Raw genomic sequence first — 23,906 nt, 5'->3', positions numbered from 1 at the left:
AGTTCTAGAGAAAACTCTCTAGAACTTTTTTAATCTATATATGTGATTATTTCTTTTAATTCTAAACTTCTTTTAATATCTATAACTCTTTGGTTTTTACTTCCACGCCATTTTAGATTTAAATCCTTCTCTTCGATGTTAAATTTACCATCAACTAAAATATCACATAATTTTATAAGAGATAGGAGTTTTGGGTTAGCAATAATTATTTCCCAAGTAAAACCAGACCAAATCCAAATATCTTTTTCTGGAAAACTATTCTTAAATTTTTTAATAAAGTTTACAAGTGGATCTATATTCTCTATATATGTAGGGTCTCCACCTAATAAAGAAAGCCCTTTAATACTTTTATTGTATTTCTTAAAATAGTCTAAAATCTCATTTTCAATCTCTTCTGTAAAAGGAGACCCGTAGTTAGGGTCCCATGTGTCAGAGTTAAAGCAATCTTTACAAAAGTGAGAACATCCACTTACGAAAAGACTTACTCTAATTCCTTCTCCATTAATCATATCTGTATATTTGATACCAGAATAGTTCATAACAATCTCCCATCGTTTTACATATGTTTAACTCTGTTTATTACCTCTTTTTGTTTTCCTTTATTGAAAGGTCTGCTATCAGGTTGAGCTAGATATCCGCAAACTCTTCTTATAACGTTCATCTTAGTAGAATCGTGATTTCCACATTGAGGACACTCGAATCCTCTTTCAGTAGCTAAGAATTCTCCATTGAAGTCACAGATATGACACTTATCAACAGGTTGATTAATCCCCATATAATGTATTCCTATTGATTGAGCATATTTTAAAACTTGATAAACAGCTTCAAGGTTTTTCTTTAGTGAATCAGTTTCTATATAACTGATATGTCCACCAGAAGCTAGAGTATGTCCTGGAGCTTCTAATCTTAATTTTTCGAATGGATTTATATTAATTTTAGAAGAAACATGGAAAGAGTTGTCATAGTACTCTTTATCAGTGATTCCTTCAATTACTCCAAATTCTTTTAAGTCAATTTGTGCAAATCTGTCACAAAGAGATTCAGATGGTGTTGAATAAAGAGCGAATCCTAAATTAGTTTCCTCTTTGAATTCTTTTACTTTTTTAGAGATATACTCTAAAACTTTAAATGATTTTTCATAAGATTCTTCATCTAAAGCAAAGTTTTTACCATAAAGAAGTTCAGAAACTTCACTCAATCCGATATATCCGATAGAAACAGTAGCATATCCACCCCAGATTAAATCTTTAATAGTTTCTTTAGCATCTTTTTCAGCAAGAGCTCCAGCCATCCAAAGGATTGGTGCAATTTCAGCAGGAGTATTTTCTAAATACTTAGCTCTAAAGATATTATTTTCTTTACACATATTTAAAACTTCATCCAACTCTTTATAGAATCCAGCTTCATCACCTCTATTTTTGATAGCTATTCTAGGCAGGTTTATAGTTGTAGCACCTATATTGAATCTACCTGAGTATTTTTCTACTCCATTTTCATCTTTCCAAGGAGAAAGGAACGCTCTACATCCCATAGGATAAACAACAGTACCGTTCTTAACTTGTTCTGGTGTTACAAATAGAATATCTGGATAAACAGATTTTGTCATACATTCGAAAGCTAATTGAGATATATCCCAGTTAGGATCCTCTTCGTTAAAGTTTAATCCATCGCAAACAGCATAAACTATTTTAGGGAAGATAGCAGTTTCCTTTTTAGCTCCAAATCCTTCCATTCTTGTTTTGAAGACAAACTTTTGAACAAGTTTTCCTTCCCAAGAAGTTTCAGTACCTATACCAACAGTTGTAAATGGAGTTTGTCCATTAACTGTAGATAAGCTGTTTATTTCATATTCTAATCCTTGCATAGATTGTTTAACAGATTCCTCAGTCATATCTACAGCATAGTCAAATGCCATTGGATATTTTTCTTTTAAAGTCTCATTAGAATATTTAATTTCGTTTTCAGATATTACAGATTCAATAACATCTCCAGATAATCTTTCAACATATTTTAATCCTTTTGCAAAATGCTTTTTAAAGCTTTTTATGATATATGGAACTAAGGCTCTATCTAGGTAAGGGATAGAACATCCACCATATGTGTTAGATGAAACAGAGGCAATGATTTGAACAATATGTCCAACGGCAACCTCAACAGAGTTAGGTTCAAGCATTTTAGCATTTCCAATGTTACATCCATTTGCAAGCATCTGTTCTATATTAACTAACTCACAATTTGTTTCTCTGAAAAGAAGGTAATCAAGGTCGTGTATATGAATTCTTCCACTTTCGTGAGCTTCTTTTAAATGTTTTGGTAAGATTCTATTTAGATAGTAATCTTTTGATGAGATTCCAGCTAAAAGATCTCTTTGAACAGATATAGTTTTTCCATCTTTATTGGCATTTTCATTTAGCATATCTTCGTTTGACGCGTCAATTAGTTCACCAATTTTTTTATATATAACTTGTTCTTTTTTTCTTAGTTCATTTTTTATAGTACGATATTCTTGATAAGAAAGAGCAATGTCTTTTTCAGAAGATCCCATAAGTTTTTTTACAACTAAATCTTGGATATCTTCAACATGCATCTTAGGAGTATCAAGATTTTCTATTTGAGTTGCTATTTTTTCGATAAGCTCAGCATTAACAGCTTTTTCTTTTTGTGTGAAAGACATTGTTATAGCTCTTACAATTCTACTTTTGTCAAAACGTACAGTTGAACCATCTCTTTTAATAACTTCCTTCAAAAAAATCACCCCAGTTTTTATTTTTTTTTCTTCAAGTATTATACACACTTTTATAGGATTCTACAAATGTGTAAAAAAGTAAAAATGGGTATAAAAATGGTTAAAAAAAAATATTTGACACCAGAATATAGAGTTATTAAAGAGAAATAAAGTTAAAAAAATAATCAAATGGAAAAAAATCGAGCAAAAAAAATTCAAATAATTTTTTCGAAAAACACAATATATATTGTTAGGTTTAAAAAAATAACACAATATCTTGTGTTTTGATTTTTGAAAAATAATTTTTTCGAAAAAATAATAAAAAAGATTAAAAAAATGTGATATAGTATTTTTTAAATACCAAATATAAGGAGGGGTTTTGTGTTTGATAAGAAAATTTATGTTTCAAGAAGAGAGTGTTTAAAAAAATTAGTTGGTGATGGTCTGATTGTTATTGTTGGAAATTCAGAATCACCAATGTCTTATGGGGATAATTGTTATAACTTTATACAAGATTCGACTTTTTTATATTACTTTGGTTTAAACTCTCCAGATTTAATAGGTGTGATAGATGTAGATTCTAATGAAGAATATATTTTTGGAAAAGAATTTACAATGAATGATATTATTTGGATGGGTGGACAAAAAAGTTTTAAAGATAGAGCTTTAGAAGTTGGAGTAAAGAGCTTTTTAGAAACTGAAGAGTTAAAGAAAATTTTGGAATTGACAAAGTTAAACGATAAAAAGATACATTTTACAAATCAATATCGTCTAGAAAATAGTTTAAAGATATCAAAACTACTAGACAAATCATTAGATGAAGTGGAAAAAGATTTTTCAGAAAAATTAGTATCATCAATAATTGAGATGAGAAATATAAAAGCGGATTATGAAATAATTGAAATGGAAAAAGCAACAAATGTGACAAGAGAGATGCATCTAACAGCAATGAAAAATGTAAAGGCTGGAATGAAAGGATATGAACTGGTTGCGTTATTGGAGTGTGAGGCAAAGAAGTATAATGCTACTCCATCGTTCCATACAATCTGCACAACAAATGGTCAAATATTACATAACCATTTCCATGGAAATGTATTTAAAGAAGGAGATTTAGTATTACTTGATTGTGGTGCTAGATTAGAAAATGGATATTGTGGAGATATGACAACAGTTTTCCCTGTTTCAGGAAAATTTGACGAAAGACAAAAAGATTTGTATTCGCTATTGATAGAGATGTTTGAAAAAGCAGAAGAGTACACAAAACCAGGAATTACAAATAAAACTGTTCATCTAGAAGTATGTAAAGTTTTAGCTAAAGGTTTTGTTGAAAGAGGATTGATGAAAGGTAACGTAGAAGATATTGTAAAAGCTGGTGCTCATGCTTTATTCTTCCCTCATGGATTAGGACATATGATTGGTTTAGATGTACATGATATGGAGAACTTTGGAGAGAATAATGTAGGATATGATTCAGAGACATCGAGAGAAACACAGTTTGGAATTAGATCTTTAAGAATGGGGAAAGAACTTAAAGCGGGATATGTACTGACAATTGAACCGGGAATCTATTTTATCCCTGAATTGATTCAAAAATGGAAAAGTGAAGATTTGTTTAAAGAGTATATAAATTATGATAAAGTTGAAAATTACATTGACTTTGGTGGAATGAGATACGAAGGAGATTTCTTAGTAACAGAGACAGGAAATAAAAGATTAGGTGACAAGATACCTAAATATTTCAATGAGATTGAAGATGTATTAGCAAATAAATAAAAAATGACCTCCCTAAAAAGGGAGGTTTTTTTACATTTCAAAAATGTTTATAATTTTTAAAGTGTCTTTCCCAATAAGTTCAAATTCTATATAAGTATAGATATCTAAATCACTTTCTTGTAATTTACTTTCGAAAGCAACAACACCTTCATTAAGACAGTCGTTGATTTCAGACGGACTTAAATCATTGTGAATGTTGTAATAATTGTTTTCGATCATAAAACTGTTTAACTCTTCAAAGTTTAAAGTTTTTCCTATTAAAGATAACTCATTTTTTAACATAATAACCTCCTTTATATAAATTAGAACATAATAGCGTAATGAATACCGAATGATTCGTTGTTTCTATTTGAACTGTTTTGGTCTACCTGTGAGAAATGGTTGTTTATTTGGTATGTGTAGCTAACAGACAAATTGTTATTTAAGAAAAATCTAACTTGGTTTTGCCATTGTAAAGAGTCATGAGTTTGCTTAGAAGCTGAATCATTTTTAGCACCAAAATCATAATCTAGCCAACCACTAAATCCAAACTTCATTCCATTTTCAAATCTGTATATAGTTCCACCGTAAGCGATATTAAACATGTATCCATTCCATTGATTTTCATCTCTTCCATAATTTCTATCAACATATCTAGCATATAGGTTTGTTTTAAAGTAATCAAACTTCATATACTTCATCTCAGGGATAGAGATGTAGTTACCAATACCAATATAGTGCTTTCTAATTCCATCTTTGCTTCCAGTATATTGATTTCTAGTACTTGCATTGTCATAGTCAAATTGGTAAGCTATGAACCACTCAGAAACTGGACCAATAGAAAGGTCTTTTCCCGTTAGACCATCTATTGAGAATCTAGGTGTGAACTCGGCATAAGTATAGTTATCATCAACACCGTTCTTATCACTTAAATTAGAGTCTTTGAAAACGTTTGATCTATCAATAAACCAGTATAAATCTAAAAGATTATATCTAGTAGAACCTTGAATTTCAAACAAAGTCTCTTTTTTTGAAGGTCCCCATCCATCTGGTAAATAGTTTGACTTTACAAGACTTCCCTCTAAAACTGTAAAGTTCCAAGGCTCATACTTAGCAAAAGTAGTAGCAGAAATAGCTACAGAACCTATAAGTAAAAATTTTTTTAACATAAAACCCTCCCTAAATTAAAACGTTAGTATAAACTTTTGTATTTCACTTAATAAAAGATTAATATTTTCTTGAGATAACACACAAACTCTAAAAAAATTACTATTTAATCCATCAAACGATTCAGCCTTTCTAATTATGATTCCTTTTTTTAAAAGAAAATTATATAGAGAAGTTGCGTCATATTTTGGATTCAAAATTTCACAAAGAATAAAATTACTTTTAGAGTCGTAAATTTTGAAATCTTTAAATGATTTAAGCCCTTCGTAAAGAATAGTAAAGTTTTCTAAAAAGTTTGAGTGACACATATTGATATAATCTGAATCACTAAACATTGCTTCACCCATGATAGAAGCAAAAATATTTATATTCCAAAGATTAGGAATAAGATTCATATTATCTAAAATATCTCCCGTTGATATAATAGCATAACCTAATCTGATTCCAGGAGTCGAAAAGAATTTAGAGGTACCTCTAATAACAATGATTTGATCATGTTTTTGGACTAAATTTATTGCTGATGTCTGTGAAGATTCAGTAAATTCTATATAAGTTTCATCAATCATAATTGGTTTTTGGAAAACTTTATATATATTTTCAATTTCTTGAATAGAAATAAGAGTTCCAGTAGGATTGTTGGGATTACAGATAATAATCATATCAAACTGTTCTTTTGTAATCAATTGAATAATTTCATCAATATTTAATTTGAAATTATTTTCTTTTTTATAAAAAAACTTTGTAATCGAGGCTCCAATTTTATTTAATTCTTTCTCATATTCTGAGTAAGCTGGGGATAATAATAAAGCTTTTTTTGGACTGATAACTTTTATTGTCGATGATATCAATTCAGTTGCCCCACTTCCAAGAATGATGTTTTCAGTATTACAATTGCAGTAATTAGCAATACTATTTTTAAGTTCAGTATATTCTGGATCAGGATAGATACTAGCTAAATTTAAGTTGTTTTTTAGTTTTTCCAATCCTTTAGGACTTAGTCCAAAAGGATTTATATTTGAACTAAAATCAATAATTGCATTTTGGTTAATACCAAGTACATCAGATAGTTGATGAAGATTTGCTCCATGATTACTTTTCATAAAACCCCTCCATAATTAAAATATATAACTATTTTAACAAATATAGTTTTTTTTTGCAAAATAATGTTATAAAATATAGTAGAAACTAAAAATAAAAAGGGGAATATATATAATGAGAAATCCAAAAGTAGTAGTAATAGGAGGGGGAAGTGGACTATCAGTTGTTTTAAGAGGATTAAAACACTTTCCTATAGATGTGACGGCAATTGTATCAGTAGCTGACAGTGGTGGAAGTAGCGGAATATTGAAAAAAGAGTTTAATATCCCTGCTCCAGGAGATCTAAGAAATGTAATGATAGCATTGAGTAATGTAGAGCCATTAATTGAAGAAGTTTTTCAATTTAGATTTAGAGAGGATTCTTCAATAGGAGCCCATCCTTTAGGAAATCTTTTAATAACAGCGATGACTGAGATAACAGGGGATGTTCAAATTGCATTGAAAAGACTTAGAAAGCTATTTAATATCAATGGAAAAATATTGCCAGCAACGCTTGAAAAGATAGAGTTAATTGCAGAAAAAACAAGTGGAGGATTTGTATTTGGAGAGTCGGATATACCAGTTATGGGAGAAAAGATAAAAAGGGTGTTTTATGACGGAGAAGTAAATAGTCCAAAAGAAAATATAAAGGCTATTGAAGAAGCCGATTTGATTGTATTTTCGATTGGAAGTCTTTATACCAGTATTATTCCAAATTTGCTTTTAGAGAATATGCAAGAGGCTTTAAAGAAATCAAAAGCCCAAAAAATTTATATCTGTAACGCTATGGGGCAGATGGGTGAAACAGAAAATTATAGTGTGGGAGATCATATTGAATCTATAAATAGACATGTAGGTTTTGATATGATTGACAAAGTTATAGTTAATTCTGTCGAAATACCTGAAGAGATTATTGAGAGATATAATGAAGAGGGTAGTACGCCTGTTGAATTAGATATAAATAGATTGAAAAAAATGAGAGTGAAAGTGATAAAAGAACCTTTGATAAAGATAGATTGTGAGAGAAGGGTGAGACATTTATCGCATAAGTTAGCAGCAGTTGTGTACTCACAAATAGATAATTTAGAGAAGTTTTATGATGAATAAAAAGTAACTTGAAGACTCGTCAAAAAAAAATTCAAAAAAAGTTTCCATTTTAGAATAACATGTGTTATCATAACAAGTGTTATTATTATTGGAGGTGAATTTTAGTGAGAATCGGAGATTTAAATATAGAAGTACCAATAATTCAAGGTGGAATGGGAATAAGAGCTTCAATGTCAAGATTGGCATCAGCAGTAGCTAATCAAGGTGGAGTGGGAGTTATATCTGGAACAGCTATTCCTGCAGATGAATTTAGAGACGAGATAAGAAAAGCAAAAGAGATGATTATAGAAAAAGGTGGAGCACTAGGAGTAAATATAATGGTAGCTGCTTCTAACTTTGCTGAAGCTGTAAAAGTATCAATAGAGGAAAAAGTTGACATGATTATATGTGGAGCTGGTTTCTCAAGAGATATATTTGACACAGTAAAAGGAACTGGGGTTAAGATAGTACCGATTGTTTCAAGTTTAAAGTTAGCTAAGATAGCAGAGAAATTAGGAGCTGACGCTATAGTTGTTGAGGGAGGAAACGCCGGAGGACATTTAGGGACAGATAAAGACTCTTGGGACATTGTAGAGGAGATAGCAAAAGGGGTTTCTATTCCTGTATTCGGAGCTGGAGGAGTAATAACTCCAGAAGATGCTGAAAGAATGATGGCTTTAGGAGTAGCTGGAGTTCAAATGGGAAGTAGATTTATAGCTACTGAAGAGTGTGAAGTTAGCCAAGAGTTCAAAGAAGTGTATGTGAACTCAAAAGAGGGAGATGTCGTTCAAATCATGAGTTCGGCGGGATTACCTGCGAATGCTATAGTTTCACCTTATGTTAATAGAGTGATTGCAGAGGAGAAATTAACACCAAAGAGCTGTACTAGTTGCTTAAAAAAGTGTAGTAGAAAATTCTGTGTTAAAGATAGTTTAATAAAAGGTCATGAAGGAAATGCTTTAGAAGGAATATTCTTTGCAGGGAAAGATGCTTGGAAAATCGATAGTATTTTATCTGTAAAAGAGGTATTTGATATGTTTAGAGGAAAAGTGATAGGATAAAAAATAATTTTAAAATCTAGTACGCAAGTGCTAGATTTTTTTTCTTTTTGTGTTATAATCAATTGATATTAAACAAAAATAAGGGGGATTTTAGAGTGAAAGTTATATTTTTTATCTTAACTTTTTTTGCTGTTTTAGGTGCTATAGATAGATGTTTTGGAAATAAGTTAGGATATGGTCAAAGGTTTCAAGATGGAATATGTGTGGCAGGGCCATTAATGTTAGCGATGTTAGGGATCTTATCTATAAGTCCATTAATTTCAAAATTCTCAAAACCTTTTGTTGAATTACTTTACTCTTTAACTGGAGTAGATCCTTCAATTTATATAAACTCTATATTAGCAACAGATATGGGAGGATATTTTTTAGCTCAGGACTTAGCAATAGATAAAAGTTTAGCTGATTTTTCCGGTGTAATTTTGGGTTCTATGCTAGGAACTGTAGTTATTTTTACGATGCCTGTTGCATTTGGAATTATTGATAATGATTCGAAAAATAGCTTTTCAAAAGGAATACTAAGTGGAGTAGCAACAATACCTTTGGGATGTTTGGTTGCGGGCGTTATGATGGGATTGAATTTATCTTTAGTTATTTACAATTTGATACCAGTAGTGCTTTTTTCTGTAGCTATTTGTAGTGGGTTATGGTTTTATCCAGAGAAAACTTGCAATATTTTTGATAAATTTGGTAAATTGATGACACTGTTAGTAACTGTAGGTTTGACTTTAACATTAATTGAAACAATGTTTGGGTATTCGATAGTTGATGGATTAAATCCGATAGATGAGAGTATGAAAATTGTTACAAGAGTATCGCTTACATTGAGTGGTGCATATCCATTTTTATATTTTATAGAAAAATATTGTAAAACAGGATTAAAAACATTGGGTGGTATTCTAGGGATAGATGAAAGTGGAACCGCTGGATTTATGGCTTCTTTAGTAAGTAGTATACCGATGTTTGGAATTTTTGGAAAGATGGATAATAATAGTAAGATAATAAATAGTGCTTTTGCTGTCGCGGGGTCTTATGTTTTTGGTGGACAATTAGGTTTTGTTGCGGGAGTATCTCCAGAAAATATATTACCATTTATTGTGGCTAAATTGGTTTCTGGTTTTGCTGCTATATATCTAGCAAAAACTATGTTTATAAATAAAAAGGAAAGAAATAATAGTTTTGTATTAAACAAAGGTCTGAAGATAAACTAGGGAGGAATAAATGGAGAAAATCATTATAGATTTAAAAGAGAGATATGCAAAGATTTTAGATGAATTAAAAGAGTTAAATCAGTTTCTTTTTGAAAATCCAGAATTGGGATTAAAAGAGGTAAAAGCAAGAGATAAGCATTGTGAGTTATTGAGTAAAAATGGATTTTTTGTTGAAAAAGGATACTGTGGAATAGAGACCGCATTTTTGGCAAATTATGCTGCTAAGAAACCTGGTCCAAGAATAGCTTATTTAGCTGAATATGATGCTCTACCAGAGATTGGGCATGGATGTGGACACAATATACTAGGAGTTACGAGTGTTGCCGCAGGAATACTTTTGAGAGAGTTTGTGAATGTCTATGGAGGAGAGGTTTTAGTAATAGGAACACCTGCTGAGGAAACAGATGGAGCAAAAGTTAAGATGGTTAAAGAGGGAGCTTTCAATAATATTGATGTAGCGATGATAGTTCATCCAACGAGTGGAAATATTCATTTGAGAAGTAGTTCTAGTCAAGCTATGGAAGCTTTACAATTCACATTTAGAGGAAAAACTTCTCATGCTGCAGGTGCACCTCATCTTGGGATAAATGCTTTAGATGGAGTTATAACACTATTTAATACAATAAATGCATTGAGACAGCAGATTCTGCCTACCGATAGAGTTCACGGAATAATAACAAAAGGTGGAGAAGCTGCTAATATAATACCAGATTTAGCAGTAGCAAACTTCTATGTAAGATCAAGAAATAAGAAAGAGTTAGATATACTTTTAAAGAAAGTTTTAAATTGTGCTAATGGGGCTGCTGTTTCAACAGGAACTACTTTAGAAATAGAGAATTATGAAACAAGTTTCTTAGATTTAATAACAAATAAGACTTTAATGGAAGTTTATGAAGAAAGCTTGAAAGATATTGGAGTTGAAAAAATGGAGAACTCTGAGGATAGTGGGTCGACAGATGCAGGAGATGTAAGTCATGTCTGCGCTACAATACACCCGTATATGCCTCTTTATAAAGATGTAATCAGTCACAGTAGAGAGTTAGCAGAGTGTACTGTTGAGGATGGAGCTTATAAAGGAATGGAAGAGGCTGTTTTAGCACTAGCTGTAACAGGGGTTAAACTATTAAAAAATACTAAACTTTTAGATGAGATAAAGCTAGAGTTTAGCAATAGATAAAAGTAAAAGAGATTCTACAGTTTAAAATTGTAGAATCTCTTTTTTAGTTATTTTATATTCGAGTTTTTCCGAAATTTAGCAGGTGTAACTCCTGTAGATTTTTTAAAGGATTTTGAAAAATTTTCAACATTACAATAATCAAGTTTTAATGCGATTTCTGAAATTTTTAGATTAGTATTTTCTAAAAAATCAATAGCAGCTTTAATTTTAATATCTTGAAGGTAGTCTTTGAAATTCATTCCAACTTCTTTTTTAAATAATCTAGAAAGATATTCGGGATTTAGTGATGTGAAATCTGCAACTTCGTTTAGACTAATGGATTTATCTTTATTTATATTTATAAAAAGCAGTGCATTTTTGATATTGGAGCTAAAAGAGTTATACTTCTCATTATGAAAAAGACAAAGTTTTGAATACTCTTTTATAATATCTTCATCAATTTTTTTTACTTCTGCTAAGGTTGAAGAGTTTTCAATCCAAGTAAAGATTTTAGATGATAAATCATGAATAAGTGTAGGAGGAACACCAGCTTCTTCAACAGCTTTTCGAATAATTCCACTAGATATGAATAGTCCATTTTTAAAGGCTCTAAAAACATTACTAGGTATCCGTTGGTTCAATTCACTTAGAGAGGACATAGCTTTATGATATTTTAATGCCTTTTCACAATCACCAAGTTTAATTGCTTTCAATTTTAAATTTTCAATATGATACCTTTCATTTGTTAGTTCTATATTTTCTGATGATATTTTAAAGTTTTCTGATTTATTTTCAATTTTTTTTATAGTGTCATTGATAGTGTGTATATTTTTTTCAACATTCATAAACTCACAGTTTATGAGATTGAAAACTAGTGGAAATAAAATTTCAGTAGGAATAGTTTTAACTTTTTTTAAATTTGAATAAAAATTGTATTCAGCTGGAGAGTTCTTTTTTAAGTTATATATATCTTTTTGTTTTTCATAAAAAGGGTCTTTCCAAAGAAACGGTCCGATTACAAAAAAGATATTTTTTTGTAGCGATTTAACTCCGATGAAGTTGATTGTATAGCCACAAGTTTTTTCTAAAGATATTGTTGTATTTTTTTGATCAATAAGAAAAGATTTCATTTCCAAAATATTATTTTCTGTAAGAAAGAAATCTTCGATAACTTGAAAAGAGCTATATTTAATAATTTTCTCTCCATTTTTATTAAAAACAGTAATATTTGTGTTTGTTAAAATCCCTAACATGTTGCACAAATTAGATAAAATATTCATTTTACGACCTCCTTAATTTAAAATAGCACAAAAAATAAAAAAAGTCAAAAAAAGACTGCGATTTTATCAAGTATTAACATTTTTTTTAATAGAAACAGATAATATAATTAGATTAGTAAAGAGAGCCACAAAAAAGGAGATGAAGAAATGAAAATATCAGGATTTATTGATGAAATAGATATTGGATTTAAAAAAGAAGTGGAGATTATTAAAAATTTAAAAATGAAGTTTATTGAGTTAAGATCAATTGATGGAAAGAATATATCTGAGATGTCTTTAAGTGAGATTGATGAAATTCAAAAATATCTATTAGAAAAAAATATAGAGGTTTCATGCATAGCTTCTCCGATAGGCAAAATAAATATTGAAAATGAAAACTTCGAAGAGGAATTCATAGAACACTTTAAAAAATTTAAAAATGTAATAGAGATAGCGAAGAGATTAAAAGTTAAATATGTTAGAGTTTTTAGTTTCTTTTTAAATAAAGAGAATAAGAAAAAATATGAAAATATAATTTTTGAAAAAATAGAAAGTTTTTTAAAAGAGGTTGATGGAACAGATTTAGTATTACTTCATGAAAATGAAAAGGGAATTTACGGAGATGATATTGAAAGTTGTTTGAATCTAATAGAGTTAACTAAAAAAAATTCAAATAGATTTAAATTGATATTTGATCCTGCTAATTTTGTTCAAGTTGGAGTTTCACCGTTAAAGGCTTATCAAAAATTAAAGAGGTATGTTGAATATGTTCATTTAAAAGATGCAAAATATTCATCAAATGAAAATGTATTAATAGGAACAGGTGATGGTCAAATTTTTGAAATTTTAAGAGAGTTAAAAAATGATAGCTATGAAAATTTCTTATCATTAGAGCCTCATCTTACAAATTTTAGTACTTTGCAATCATTAGAACACGAGAGTGTAAAAGATAGAAAAGTCGAGTTTAAAGATGGAAAAGAAGCTTTTGAAACATCATTAAAAACATTATTAGAAATGATAAATAGAATTTAAGGAGGGAATAGATATGTTAAGAGTTGGAATAGTTGGAATAGGGTTTATGGGGAAAGTACATGTGATGTCGTTTACAGATAAACCTTTAATACCAAATGGAACGGTAAAAAATGCAAAATTAACAGCAGTTTGTGATATAGATACAGAAAAATTAGAGTGGGCAAAAGGGGTTATTCCTGAATTGAAAATTTTTACTAGTTTTAAAGAGATGTTAAGTTCTGGTGAGATTGATGCAGTTATAGTTGCAACACCACACTACTTACATCCAATAATGGGAATAGAAGCTATTAAGCAAAAGATACATGTACTTTTAGAAAAACCAGTTGGAGTGTTTACAAAAAATATTGAGGAATTAAATGAGATATCTGAAGAAAACAGGGATGTTACATTCGGATTGTTATTCAATCAAAGAACTAACCCACTATTTATAAAAGCTAAAGAGATAATAGATGCTGATGGTGTAGGAACATTTAAAAGAGTAAATTGGATAATAACAAACTGGTATCGTCCACAAAAATATTATGACAACGGAGAATGGAGAGCAACTTGGGCTGGAGAAGGTGGAGGAGTTCTAATAAATCAAGCTCCACATCAGATAGATATGTGGCAATGGCTTTGTGGAATGCCTAATAAGGTAAGAGCATATTGTAAATTTGGAGAGAATAGAGATGTAGAGGTTGAAACAGATGTAACAGCATATGTAGAGTATCCAAATGGAGGAAACGGAGTATTTATAACTTCTACTCACGACGCCCCAGGAACAAATAGGCTTGAAATTATTGGAAATAATGGAAAAATTGTAATAGAGAATGATGTGTTAACTTATAAAAAACTTCTTGTTCCTGAAAATGAGTTGAATTTAGTTGCAACGGCAGATTTAAGAGATCCTAAGAACACGCCTCAAGTAGAAGAAACAATATACACATCAAAAGATTTAGGAGAAGTACCTTGGGGAATTGAACATGCTTTAGTTATAGAAAATTGGATAGATGCTATTGAAGGAAAAGATAAACTAATAGCTCCAGGAATAGAGGGAATAAAAGCTTTAGAATTGATAAATAGTATGCTTTTATCAACGTTTTTAAATAAAGAGATTGATTTACCAATCGATAAAGATGTTTATTATGAGGAGTTAATGAAAAAGTGTGCAACATCTAAATACACAAAGAAATGGAGTATTTAATTATGGAGGAAAAAAGAGTAGGTGTGATTGGATGTGGAGTTATAAGTGATGTACATATACCTTTAATAAAGAAAAATCATAAGCTGATTGCAGTGTGTGATTTAAAACTAGATGCTGCAAAAAAAGTTGGAGAAGAAAATGGATGTAATTATTATAGAAATTTTGTCGATATGCTTGAAAATGAGAGTTTAGATACAATACATATTTTGACACCACATAATATAAGGTATGAAATAGCTGAGTTAGCATGTAGAAAAGGAATTCATTTTATAATAGAAAAACCATTAGCTCATACTTATGAAGAAGCTCAAAAATTGATAGAGCTTCTTCAAATCTATCCAAATGTGGAAGCAACAGTAGTATATCAAAATAGAAGAAATAGAAGTTATATAAAGTTGAAAGAGGAGTTGGACAAAGGCGAAGCGGGAAAGATTAAAGGCTTAGAGGCGACCGTGTTTTGGAGAAGAGATTTAAACTACTACGAAGCTGCTCCTTGGAGAGGAAAGAAGCTTGAAGGTGGTGGTGGGCTACTTATAAATCAAGCAATTCACACAATAGATTACTTACAGGATATTGGAGGAGAGATCGAAAATATATCTGGCCAAGTTTTTAAGCTTAAAAATCTAACACTAGATGTAGAGGATACAGCTTCAATAAAGTTAGATTTTAAAAATGGAGTTCAAGGATTCTTTAGTGGAACTTTGTGTAACTTTAATAATACGAGTGTAACTTTAAAAGTTTATTGTGAAAATGGAACTTATACAATAAGAGATGGAAAACTTTTGTTAAGTAAAGATAATGAAGAGATAGTTTTACAAAGAGATGAAAAAGGAGAGATAAAAGATTACTATGGGGCTTCACATGAAAAAGAGATTGATTGTTTCTATAACTCTCTTGGAAAAAATAAAAAATTATATCTTCCGTTAGAAGAATCTCTAAAAAGTTTGAAAATTATAACAGATATCTATAAGGAGAGTGACTTAAGATGAAAATTGCAGTGCAGATGATAGGTTATTTTATGCCTTATTTAAAAGAGGGAAAGGCTGTTGAACTTTCTTTTGCAAAAGAGTCTTTAATAAATGCAAAAGAGATGGGATATGATGGAGTTCAACTTTCTGGTTTTGGAAGAGTAACTGATGAAATTATAGATTTTTATAGAGATACATGTAAAGAGTTAGATCTTAAAATAATAGCAACACATATAAACTTTTTAGATTTGACTCAGAATTTGGAAATGGTAATAAAGGCACATAAGGAATGGGGATGTGACTTGTGTGGGATAGGTGCTATGCCAATGGAATATCAAGGTAGTTATGAAAAGTATGTAGAGTTTTCTAATATTATAAATAAAATTGGTGGGGACCTTTTAAAAGAAAACATATTCTTTATGTATCATATGCATGCTTTTGAATTTATGAAGTTTAATAAAAAATTTGGATTGGATATTCTTATGGAGAATACAAATAAAGAAAATGTGAAGTTATTAATTGATACATATTGGGCTCAATATGGTGGGGTAAACATATTGAGTTTAATTGATAAATATAGTGATAGATTAAATACAATTCATTTAAAAGATATGAAAATAGTTAGCACTGGGGAGAAGTTCTTTGATTTAGGAAAACAGGTGATATGTCCTTTAGGAGAGGGAAATATAGCATTTGAACCTATTGTAGAAAAGATAAAAAGTTTAAAAATAGATTGGATTATTATAGAGCAAGATTACTCTTTAGATGAAGACATTAGTGGTGACTATAAAAAGAGTCTTGAGTTTTTAAAAAAAATAGTGTAATAAGGGGAGTGTAACAAATGGAAATGTATAATCGTTCGAAATCATATAAGATTGGACTTTTTGTATTAAATAACTCAGCAACAAATTTAGCTATGTTTTTAACACTTTACTATATGTACTACACACAAAATATATTGGGGTTATCTGGGGTTTTAGTTGGAATAATCGCAACATGTATGAGGCTATTTGATGGGATAACAGATCCTATTATAGGTTATTTTATAGATAAAACTGATGGTCGATTTGGAAAATTTAGACCGTTTATGCTTGTAGGAAATATAATAATAGTAACTAGTTTATTTGCAATTTTTAATACACCATTAGAGTTTTCACAGATGGGAAAATATATATGGACGACCTCTTTTTATGTGGTTTACATAATAGGTTATACATTCCAAACCGCTTGTACAAAAGGTGGGCAAGTAGTTTTGACAAACGATCCTAAGCAAAGACCACTTTTTTCAATATTTGACACAATATATAATACGATAATATTTACGGGTGGAATATATGTTTTAATGAGCGTGATTGCTCCAAGATACGAGAATGGACTTTTAAACCCTGAACTTTGGACATTTGTATCAAAGTCAACAGTAATTCTTTCGGTAATTTGTACGATATTAGCTTTGATTGGAATATGGGAAAAAGATAGAAGTGAATTCTTTGGAATGAATAAGAGTGTGAAGCTAAAATTTTCAGATTATGTTGATGTTTTGAAAAATAATAGAGCTATACAGATGTTAACAATTGCAGCTTCAACAGATAAGTTAGCTATTAATGCAATGAAAGGTGTTTCGGTTTATCTGTTTGCAAATATATTACTTGATTCTAAATTACAGGGAAGTTACTCAGCAATGACAGGAATACCAATAACAATAATGGGAATATGTGGACTGTTTTGGGCTAGAAAAGTAGGTTTAAAAAAATCATTTGTAGCAACAACATGGCTTGGAATGATTTCGACAGTGATAGTTTATATATTAGGAATGACAGGGGCTAGTACAACATTATTTTTAACTTTTATGTTTATACAACAAGGTTTTTCGGCAGTTTCGAGCCCGATAGTGATTCCTATGATTGCAGATGTAACAGATTATGAGCTATATAGATCTGGTAAATTTATTCCAGGGATGATGGGAACATTGTTTTCGTTTATAGATAAATTTGTTTCATCTCTTTCAACAACTATAGTAGGATTTGCATTAGCTTATGCAGGAGTAAGTAAGACAGTAATTTCACCGAATACGTTTATAAGTGCAAAGTTTAATTCGGTAGTACTTTTTGTATATTGTATAATTCCAATTTTAGGTTTTGTAGCATCTTTAGTGGCAATGAAATATTACGAGTTAAATATAGAGAAAATGAAAGATATCCAAAATTCTTTAAATTCACAAAAAAATGAGTATGAAGAGGAACTTGTAGATGAAAAATTAGAGTTAGCATAAAAAAAATAAAAAGCGAGGTAAATAGATGTTATACCCAATAATGACAACAACTAGAAATTTAATAGATTTATCAGGAGTTTGGAGATTTAAGTTAGATGACGGAAAAGGTATTGAGAATGGATATTTTAAAGATAGATTGTATGGCAAAGTGTATAATATGCCAGTTCCTTCAAGTTTTAATGATTTAATAGAGGATAAAGAAGTAAGAGAGCACGTTGGTGCAGTATGGTATGAAAAAGAGTTTGAACTTTCAAAAGGAATTTTAAATGAAGATAGAGTTGTTTTAAGATTTGGAAGTGTAACGCATAAGGCAGTTGTCTTTTTAAATGGAAAAGAGATTTGTAGAAATAAAGGTGGGTTTCTTCCTTTTGAAGTAGTTTTAGAGAAAGATATGCTAGTGAATAGAAATAGACTGACGATTTTGGTTGATAATACTTTAGATAATACAACTTTACCAGTTGGTGGAGTTAAAGAGTTGGATAATGTTTCAAAAGGTTTAGAGGAGCTAATGATACCTAAAGTTAAAAGACATATAGCATATTGCGTAGATTTCTTCAATTATAGTGGTATCCACAGACCTGTAAAAATATATACAACTCCTAAAGAGTTTATAAAAGATATAACTTTAATCACAGATATAGTAGAAGAAAAAGGGATTATAGATTACAGTGTACAAGCATCTTTTGATGGGGATGTGTTCGTAGAAGTTATAGATAAAGAGGGGAAAAATATAGCGACTGCAACTGGAAAAAATAATAGGATTGAAATAGAGAATGCTAAACTTTGGGAGCCAGGTGCAGCATATCTTTATGAGATTAAAGTTACTTTAAAAGATGGAGATAAAATATTAGATGTTTATTATGAAAAATGTGGAGTAAGAACAGTGAAAGTTGAAGCTGGAAAGTTTTTAATCAATGGAAAACCATTCTATTTCAAAGGATTCGGAAAACATGAGGATTCAAATTCAAACGGTAGAGGATTAAATGAAGTTATCAATAGAAAAGATTTTAGCTTGATGAAATGGATTGGAGCTAACTCATTTAGAACATCACACTATCCTTACTCAGAGGAGATTATGAGATTAGCGGATGAAGAAGGGATTGTTGTAATTGATGAGGTTCCAGCTGTAGGGCTTCATGTAAACTTTATGAATACTTATATGGGAATAAAATCTTCTCAGTCAACCTGGGAAGTTTTAAAAACAAAAGAGCAACATGAAAAAGATATAAGAGAACTTATAAAAAGAGATAAAAATCATCCATGTGTAGTTATGTGGTGTGTTGCAAATGAAACAGCCTTAGAAGAGGAAGGATCGTATGCATACTTTAAGCCAATAATAGATTTAGCAAGAGGTTTAGATGCTCAAAAGAGACCAATTACATTGGTTTCTCATATAGCATACCCTTTAAATACAGAGGAAGCTCATAAAGTTTGTGCTGAGTTAGATGTACTATGCTTTAATAGATATTACGGTTGGTACTGGGGTGTTGGTGAAGTTGAATTAGTTGAAGGTGTGATTGTTAAAGAGTTAGAGATGTGGTGGGAGCATCATAAAAAACCAATGATGTATACAGAGTTTGGTGCTGATACGGTAAATGGTTTAAAAGAGACGACCCCTGTTATTTATAGTGAAGATTATCAACAGCTTTATTATGAAGTTCATGGAAGAGCCTTTGATAAGATGGAATATTTTATAGGTGAACAAGTTTGGAACTTTGCAGACTTTGCAACAAGATATGATAGTATAATGAGAGTTGGAGGAAATAAAAAAGGAATCTTTACAAGAGAGAGAAAACCTAAAATGGCAGCATATACATTAAAGAAAAGATGGGAGCAAATTCCAGATTTTAATTATAAAAAATAAAGTTAAAAATAAAAAGAGTGTATTGATTAAAAATAATCGATACACTCTTTTATCTATTTTTTAGCTAATAAATCTCTGATTTCAGTTAAAAGATTTTCCTCATTTGTAGGAGCTGGTGGTGCAGCAGGAACTTCATCTTTCTTTCGTAATTGATTAATAGCTTTTACCATCAAAAAGATACAAAAGGCGATGATTGTAAAATCAACAACTGACTGAATAAAATTACCATATCTTATTGCAGCTTCAGGAATAGTTCCTTCAGCGGGCTTTATAACATATTTAAGGTCTGAGAAATTGATTCCACCTAATAAAATACCAACAATAGGCATCAAAAGATCATTGACAATAGAGGTTACAATTTTCCCAAAAGCCCCTCCAATTATAACACCGACAGCTAAATCAATAGCATTTCCTTTGATAGCAAACTCTTTAAACTCTTTTAAAAACATCTGTACCCCTCCTTATAATTTAAAACTTATAAATGTTAAGAAATTTCAATAGCTCTAAGAACATCACAATCTAAAGCGTTGCGATATAGACCTAAAACAGTAGGGATTCCATCCGATTCATCAGCTTTAGAAACCATAAACTCTTTTATTTTAATTTTATGACATTTTTTACATTTATATATATAGTAAAGCTGACACATCTCATTACCATAATCATCAGTAAAATTTTTCTTAGCTAGACCTAAAAATTCATAATCGTGTACAAAATGCAACATAAGACTTCCCTCCTTTTGTCAAAAGTATTATGTTATTTATATACGAAATAAAAGTTGATTTCTTTTTCTCTCAAGAAAAAAAATTATGTAGTTTTGTTGTTTCTATTTTTTAATCCAATAGCCGCTCCAGTAATAAATGTCATGAAGTCAGCAAAGGGAAGAGAGAGCCAAACACCATCTATACCAATAAAACTTGGTAAAGTAAAGATACCAATAATAATAAATACAAAACTTCTACCAAAAGATAAAAAATTAGCGATAGTAGCTTTCTCCATAGACTGTAAATAAGATATATGAATAAAATTAGCTCCTAAAAATATAACTGCTGATGAGTATATAAGTAAACCTCTAGAAGCCAATTTGATTAATTCTAAATCTCCGTTGAAAAATTCGATGATAAAATCTCTTTCGAAATACACAAGTGAAAGAATTAGTAAAGAAACAACTAAAGATATCTTATGACCTAAAACTAAGGTGTCTTTTATTCTACTCCATTGTTTAGCACCAAAGTTATAACTGATAATAGGTTGAATCCCTTGTGCCAAACCATTGAAAATCATTCTAAAAACATAAAATATATAAGCGATTATACTAAAAGCTGCTACTCCAATCTCACCAGTTAAAACCATTAAAGTTGAATTGAATAAAATTGTAATTACAGCAACCGCAAATTCTAGAATAAAAGATGGGAATCCATTCAAGCAAATTCTTTTAATAGCTTTAATATCTAGTGTGTTTTGTATAAATTTTATATTACAATCCTTCCTTAAAAAATAAGAAAGCAAAAATAATGCAGATGACATCTGGGCTATACCGGTAGCATATGCTGCACCATACATTCCCCATTTAAACTTAAGAATGAAAAGTGCATCTAATAAAATGTTTACGATGGCTCCAATTCCCATAGATGCCATAGCAAAATTAGGGCTATTGTTATTTCTAACCACAGCATTTAAAGATATAGATAACATAAAAAATATACTGAAAATAACTCCTGGAATTAAATAAGCTTTTGTTAAGTCAAATAATTTATCACTACTTCCTAAAAAATAGATAATTTTATTTTGGAATATAAGTGTTAACGAACATATGATAATATAGGAAATAATATTTAAAATAATCATATGTGAAAAATATTTATTAACTTCTTCAGATTTTCCTTCTCCCTGTTTTATAGAGATAACTGTGGCTCCTCCAGTTCCAAACATAAGACTCAAAGCAATAGTTAAAGTGATTACAGGGTATGCAACATTAATTGCTGCTAAACCATCTCCACCGATACCTCTACCTATAAAAATACCATCAATAATAACATAAAAAGCTGAGATTAACATTCCCATTACAGCTGGAAAAGAAAAGTTAAAAAATAGCTTACTTATAGAATCTTTTTCTAAATCAATTGATCCAAGTTTCATTATCTACTCCTTTAAAATTTTTACGCCGAGGTAGATTATAACATAAAAAAAAGAGACTGGTAAGTCTCTTTATTTAAAATTTCTTTTCTCTGATAAAAAGTTTTTTTATATTTTTTAATGTTCCAAAAATAATAACTTTATCATTGTTTTCAAGTATTGTATCTCCGGTTACTGGAGTGCTTTCATCATTAGGTTTTATTACAGTTAAAATTTGAAGATTGTAGTGTAATCTAATATAAGAATCCTTCAACTTTGTATCTATAAGTTCTTCAGGTAAATTAGTAATTGTAACTTCTGCAATAACTTCAGACTTAAAAATTGCTAAAACCATAATAGGATTATTTTGGTTTTTAAACATAGCTTTTACTCCGAATCTACTAATTATTTTATCAAATCGAGTTTTAACAAAATTTACTTTTAGAAGAATATACCAGATGATAATAATAAAAATTATAGCTAAAATAGCTTTTAGAATAATTTGTAGGCTATTTTCATCACTTAAACGCATAAAGAAATTTATAACCATAGAGACTATTGTAACTGAGAAAATATAACCAAAAAGGATAGTTATAAAAGCAAGTTTTTTTCTTTTTCTAGAAGAGGTAATAAGTTCACTTTCAACTGTTGTAAAACCACATGTTGTTAACATAGAGATAACTTGAAAACGTGCTGTTTCTTCCGTTAAGCCGGTTAATCTAAAAAGAATAGTGAAAATTTCACAGATTAAAAGATAAGCTAACATTAAACTGAAAAAAGCTAAGATTGCAAAGTCAGTACTCATAACACCACCTATAGATAATAGTTTGTATAAAGATAAGTACTATAAAAAAAAGAAAATCCTTTAATAAATAGAAAAAGTTAAAAAATATATGCTATAATATTTTTAATTAAATTTAGTTAGGAGTAATAAGGTATGAGAAAAATATTATTAGGGATAGCAATTTTATCTTTGGTTGCTTGCAGTAAACAAGAGGTTAAATTTGGAGATGAAAACTTAGAGTTGAAGGGAACTAAATTATATTATAAAGGGAAATTGTTTGATGGATATGTAACTCAAGAGGTTCCTTTTACGGATAAAGTTATAAAAATTGAGTATACAAAAGGAGTTATAAAAACTGAGAAATAGATGAAGAAAAGTATCCATAGTAAGGATACTTTTTTTTAAAGGAAGATACAGATGTTTGCAGAAAAGACTTATATCATTGAATTTAAGTTTTGGAGGGAACTATGGAGTTGAAATTTAAATTTTTAGGAAAAACTTGTTGGATATTGGAGATAGATAAAAAATTTAAAATAGGATGTAATCCATCGTTTTTAAATAAAAAAGGAGAGGATATTAGATTTGTTGGATCGGAAGATGAAAGTTTTAAAAATATAAAATTATGGTTGATAACAGAGTGTTCTTTAAATCATTTTGATGAAGAGGGTGCTAAAATTATAGAAGAAAACGCTAGAATTATAACTAGAAAAGAATCTGGAAAACTTTTGAGAGATAAAAAAAACTCAAATATAGATTTTGTCGAATGGTTTAAAAAAAGAGAGATAGAGATAAAAGGGTATAAAATAATAATAGAAGTAATACCGACCTATAAAGGTGGTGGATTTTTATCAAATCCAATTTTGGGGAAGGCTAATGGTTATTTTTTGACAATAATTGATGGAGAAGGGAAAGTGAAACGAATATACATAACAGCGGATACTATATATGCTGAAAACATAATAAAAAATCTTATATATTATCCAATAGATTTGATGATTGCAAATATAGGAAGAATAAAAAATAGTTATTTCAGTGACGATAAGACTATGGATTTAGTTATGTTAAATAGTTTTATTAGAACCTTAAATCCAGAAAATGTAATTACAATTTTTTCTAAGGGAGAAGCTGCTCGAAAAGAGATGAAAAAATATATTGATATAATAGAAGTAGGAGAAGAAAAGGATATATAAAAAGGATGAA

Annotated in this window: 23 protein-coding genes; 13 read left to right on the top strand and 10 right to left on the bottom strand. The window is 29.8% G+C overall.

Annotated elements, in window-relative coordinates:
• Positions 1-29: 29 nt before the first annotated feature.
• Together nrdG and nrdD are read right to left on the bottom strand one after the other, a co-directional pair.
• Positions 30-539, bottom strand: coding sequence for an anaerobic ribonucleoside-triphosphate reductase activating protein (gene nrdG / locus L992_RS08985; protein WP_047381323.1), 510 nt, complete (start codon positions 537-539; stop codon positions 30-32).
• A 17-nt stretch (positions 540-556) separates the two neighbouring features.
• Positions 557-2,746, bottom strand: coding sequence for an anaerobic ribonucleoside-triphosphate reductase (nrdD, locus tag L992_RS08980; protein ID WP_047395760.1), 2,190 nt, complete (start codon positions 2,744-2,746; stop codon positions 557-559).
• A gap of 360 nt (positions 2,747-3,106) precedes the next feature.
• Between nrdD and L992_RS08975 the strand changes: the two genes are divergently transcribed.
• A complete protein-coding gene (locus L992_RS08975; protein ID WP_047395759.1) occupies positions 3,107-4,498 on the top strand; it encodes an aminopeptidase P family protein in 1,392 nt (463 codons plus the stop codon).
• A gap of 30 nt (positions 4,499-4,528) precedes the next feature.
• On the opposite strand, the gene L992_RS08970 is transcribed toward L992_RS08975, so the two are convergent.
• Genes L992_RS08970 through L992_RS08960 form a run of 3 tightly spaced genes read right to left on the bottom strand, consistent with a single transcriptional unit; the run spans position 4,529 to position 6,744 of the window.
• On the bottom strand, positions 4,529-4,780 hold the full coding sequence (locus L992_RS08970; RefSeq protein ID WP_047381318.1) for a hypothetical protein: 252 nt from the start codon (positions 4,778-4,780) through the stop codon (positions 4,529-4,531).
• Positions 4,781-4,800: 20 nt separating this feature from the next.
• Complete coding sequence (locus tag L992_RS08965) at positions 4,801-5,646, bottom strand: outer membrane protein OmpK (protein ID WP_047395757.1); 846 nt, start codon at positions 5,644-5,646, stop codon at positions 4,801-4,803.
• Positions 5,647-5,661: 15 nt separating this feature from the next.
• Positions 5,662-6,744, bottom strand: coding sequence for a histidinol-phosphate transaminase (locus L992_RS08960; protein WP_047395755.1), 1,083 nt, complete (start codon positions 6,742-6,744; stop codon positions 5,662-5,664).
• Between the two features lie 112 nt (positions 6,745-6,856).
• Between L992_RS08960 and yvcK the strand changes: the two genes are divergently transcribed.
• The 4 genes from yvcK (at position 6,857) to L992_RS08940 (ending at position 11,253) form a co-directional block, all read left to right on the top strand.
• Positions 6,857-7,828, top strand: coding sequence for a uridine diphosphate-N-acetylglucosamine-binding protein YvcK (gene yvcK, locus L992_RS08955; RefSeq protein WP_231549774.1), 972 nt, complete (start codon positions 6,857-6,859; stop codon positions 7,826-7,828).
• A 104-nt stretch (positions 7,829-7,932) separates the two neighbouring features.
• Entirely contained in the window at positions 7,933-8,868 is a 936-nt protein-coding gene (locus L992_RS08950) for a nitronate monooxygenase family protein (RefSeq protein WP_231549773.1), read from the top strand.
• 95 nt (positions 8,869-8,963) lie between these two features.
• Positions 8,964-10,076, top strand: a complete 1,113-nt coding sequence (locus L992_RS08945; protein ID WP_047381303.1) for an ethanolamine utilization protein EutH — start codon at positions 8,964-8,966, stop codon at positions 10,074-10,076.
• Between the two features lie 10 nt (positions 10,077-10,086).
• On the top strand, positions 10,087-11,253 hold the full coding sequence (locus L992_RS08940) for a M20 family metallopeptidase (RefSeq protein ID WP_047381301.1): 1,167 nt from the start codon (positions 10,087-10,089) through the stop codon (positions 11,251-11,253).
• 47 nt (positions 11,254-11,300) lie between these two features.
• Here L992_RS08940 and L992_RS08935 read toward each other — a convergent pair whose 3' ends face one another.
• On the bottom strand, positions 11,301-12,512 hold the full coding sequence (locus L992_RS08935) for an AraC family transcriptional regulator (RefSeq protein ID WP_047395753.1): 1,212 nt from the start codon (positions 12,510-12,512) through the stop codon (positions 11,301-11,303).
• A 147-nt stretch (positions 12,513-12,659) separates the two neighbouring features.
• Here L992_RS08935 and L992_RS08930 point away from each other — a divergent pair, with 147 nt between their 5' ends.
• The 6 genes from L992_RS08930 to uidA are packed head-to-tail and all read left to right on the top strand — an operon-like array spanning position 12,660 to position 19,807.
• On the top strand, positions 12,660-13,523 hold the full coding sequence (locus tag L992_RS08930; protein WP_047395752.1) for a sugar phosphate isomerase/epimerase: 864 nt from the start codon (positions 12,660-12,662) through the stop codon (positions 13,521-13,523).
• A gap of 13 nt (positions 13,524-13,536) precedes the next feature.
• Positions 13,537-14,706, top strand: a complete 1,170-nt coding sequence (locus tag L992_RS08925; protein WP_052193954.1) for a Gfo/Idh/MocA family protein — start codon at positions 13,537-13,539, stop codon at positions 14,704-14,706.
• 2 nt (positions 14,707-14,708) lie between these two features.
• Positions 14,709-15,695, top strand: a complete 987-nt coding sequence (locus L992_RS08920; protein WP_047395750.1) for a Gfo/Idh/MocA family protein — start codon at positions 14,709-14,711, stop codon at positions 15,693-15,695.
• A complete protein-coding gene (locus tag L992_RS08915) occupies positions 15,692-16,498 on the top strand; it encodes a sugar phosphate isomerase/epimerase (RefSeq protein WP_047395749.1) in 807 nt (268 codons plus the stop codon). The genes L992_RS08920 and L992_RS08915 overlap by 4 nt, the downstream gene beginning before the upstream one ends.
• Positions 16,499-16,515: 17 nt before the next feature.
• Complete coding sequence (locus L992_RS08910; RefSeq protein ID WP_047395748.1) at positions 16,516-17,943, top strand: MFS transporter; 1,428 nt, start codon at positions 16,516-16,518, stop codon at positions 17,941-17,943.
• Between the two features lie 25 nt (positions 17,944-17,968).
• On the top strand, positions 17,969-19,807 hold the full coding sequence (gene uidA / locus L992_RS08905) for a beta-glucuronidase (protein ID WP_047395747.1): 1,839 nt from the start codon (positions 17,969-17,971) through the stop codon (positions 19,805-19,807).
• Positions 19,808-19,860: 53 nt separating this feature from the next.
• Here uidA and mscL read toward each other — a convergent pair whose 3' ends face one another.
• The 4 genes from mscL to L992_RS08885 form a co-directional block, all read right to left on the bottom strand.
• Entirely contained in the window at positions 19,861-20,256 is a 396-nt protein-coding gene (mscL, locus tag L992_RS08900) for a large-conductance mechanosensitive channel protein MscL (protein WP_047395746.1), read from the bottom strand.
• Positions 20,257-20,291: 35 nt separating this feature from the next.
• Positions 20,292-20,531 carry a hypothetical protein gene (locus L992_RS08895; RefSeq protein WP_047382281.1) on the bottom strand — a complete coding sequence of 80 codons (240 nt, stop codon included), beginning with the start codon at positions 20,529-20,531 and terminating at the stop codon, positions 20,292-20,294.
• Between the two features lie 83 nt (positions 20,532-20,614).
• Positions 20,615-21,946, bottom strand: a complete 1,332-nt coding sequence (locus L992_RS08890) for an MATE family efflux transporter (RefSeq protein WP_052193953.1) — start codon at positions 21,944-21,946, stop codon at positions 20,615-20,617.
• A gap of 73 nt (positions 21,947-22,019) precedes the next feature.
• Complete coding sequence (locus L992_RS08885; RefSeq protein WP_047382284.1) at positions 22,020-22,727, bottom strand: TrkA C-terminal domain-containing protein; 708 nt, start codon at positions 22,725-22,727, stop codon at positions 22,020-22,022.
• 132 nt (positions 22,728-22,859) lie between these two features.
• On the opposite strand from L992_RS08885, the gene L992_RS08880 reads away from it, so the two are divergent.
• Positions 22,860-23,072, top strand: a complete 213-nt coding sequence (locus L992_RS08880; protein ID WP_047382286.1) for a hypothetical protein — start codon at positions 22,860-22,862, stop codon at positions 23,070-23,072.
• 101 nt (positions 23,073-23,173) lie between these two features.
• Positions 23,174-23,896 carry a hypothetical protein gene (locus tag L992_RS08875; RefSeq protein ID WP_047395745.1) on the top strand — a complete coding sequence of 241 codons (723 nt, stop codon included), beginning with the start codon at positions 23,174-23,176 and terminating at the stop codon, positions 23,894-23,896.
• The last annotated feature ends 10 nt before the right edge of the window (positions 23,897-23,906 follow it).

Source organism: Cetobacterium sp. ZOR0034 (assembly GCF_000799075.1).
Taxonomy (GTDB): Bacteria; Fusobacteriota; Fusobacteriia; order Fusobacteriales; family Fusobacteriaceae; genus Cetobacterium_A.
This window is presented reverse-complemented; position numbering and strand designations above follow the sequence as displayed.

Excerpts from the sequence above, each read along its gene's own strand:
- L992_RS08875 (WP_047395745.1), top strand. The coding sequence starts at position 23,174 with ATGGAGTTGAAATTTAAATTTTTAGGAAAAACTTGTTGGATATTGGAG.
- L992_RS08940 (WP_047381301.1), top strand. The coding sequence starts at position 10,087 with ATGGAGAAAATCATTATAGATTTAAAAGAGAGATATGCAAAGATTTTA.
- L992_RS08885 (WP_047382284.1), bottom strand. The coding sequence starts at position 22,727 with ATGAGTACTGACTTTGCAATCTTAGCTTTTTTCAGTTTAATGTTAGCT.
- L992_RS08930 (WP_047395752.1), top strand. The coding sequence starts at position 12,660 with ATGAAAATATCAGGATTTATTGATGAAATAGATATTGGATTTAAAAAA.
- nrdG (WP_047381323.1), bottom strand. The coding sequence starts at position 539 with ATGAACTATTCTGGTATCAAATATACAGATATGATTAATGGAGAAGGA.
- uidA (WP_047395747.1), top strand. The coding sequence starts at position 17,969 with ATGTTATACCCAATAATGACAACAACTAGAAATTTAATAGATTTATCA.
- L992_RS08895 (WP_047382281.1), bottom strand. The coding sequence starts at position 20,531 with ATGTTGCATTTTGTACACGATTATGAATTTTTAGGTCTAGCTAAGAAA.
- L992_RS08920 (WP_047395750.1), top strand. The coding sequence starts at position 14,709 with ATGGAGGAAAAAAGAGTAGGTGTGATTGGATGTGGAGTTATAAGTGAT.
- L992_RS08925 (WP_052193954.1), top strand. The coding sequence starts at position 13,537 with ATGTTAAGAGTTGGAATAGTTGGAATAGGGTTTATGGGGAAAGTACAT.
- L992_RS08965 (WP_047395757.1), bottom strand. The coding sequence starts at position 5,646 with ATGTTAAAAAAATTTTTACTTATAGGTTCTGTAGCTATTTCTGCTACT.
- L992_RS08960 (WP_047395755.1), bottom strand. The coding sequence starts at position 6,744 with ATGAAAAGTAATCATGGAGCAAATCTTCATCAACTATCTGATGTACTT.
- L992_RS08915 (WP_047395749.1), top strand. The coding sequence starts at position 15,692 with ATGAAAATTGCAGTGCAGATGATAGGTTATTTTATGCCTTATTTAAAA.
- L992_RS08910 (WP_047395748.1), top strand. The coding sequence starts at position 16,516 with ATGGAAATGTATAATCGTTCGAAATCATATAAGATTGGACTTTTTGTA.
- L992_RS08890 (WP_052193953.1), bottom strand. The coding sequence starts at position 21,946 with ATGAAACTTGGATCAATTGATTTAGAAAAAGATTCTATAAGTAAGCTA.
- L992_RS08935 (WP_047395753.1), bottom strand. The coding sequence starts at position 12,512 with ATGAATATTTTATCTAATTTGTGCAACATGTTAGGGATTTTAACAAAC.
- yvcK (WP_231549774.1), top strand. The coding sequence starts at position 6,857 with ATGAGAAATCCAAAAGTAGTAGTAATAGGAGGGGGAAGTGGACTATCA.
- mscL (WP_047395746.1), bottom strand. The coding sequence starts at position 20,256 with ATGTTTTTAAAAGAGTTTAAAGAGTTTGCTATCAAAGGAAATGCTATT.
- L992_RS08970 (WP_047381318.1), bottom strand. The coding sequence starts at position 4,780 with ATGTTAAAAAATGAGTTATCTTTAATAGGAAAAACTTTAAACTTTGAA.
- L992_RS08880 (WP_047382286.1), top strand. The coding sequence starts at position 22,860 with ATGAGAAAAATATTATTAGGGATAGCAATTTTATCTTTGGTTGCTTGC.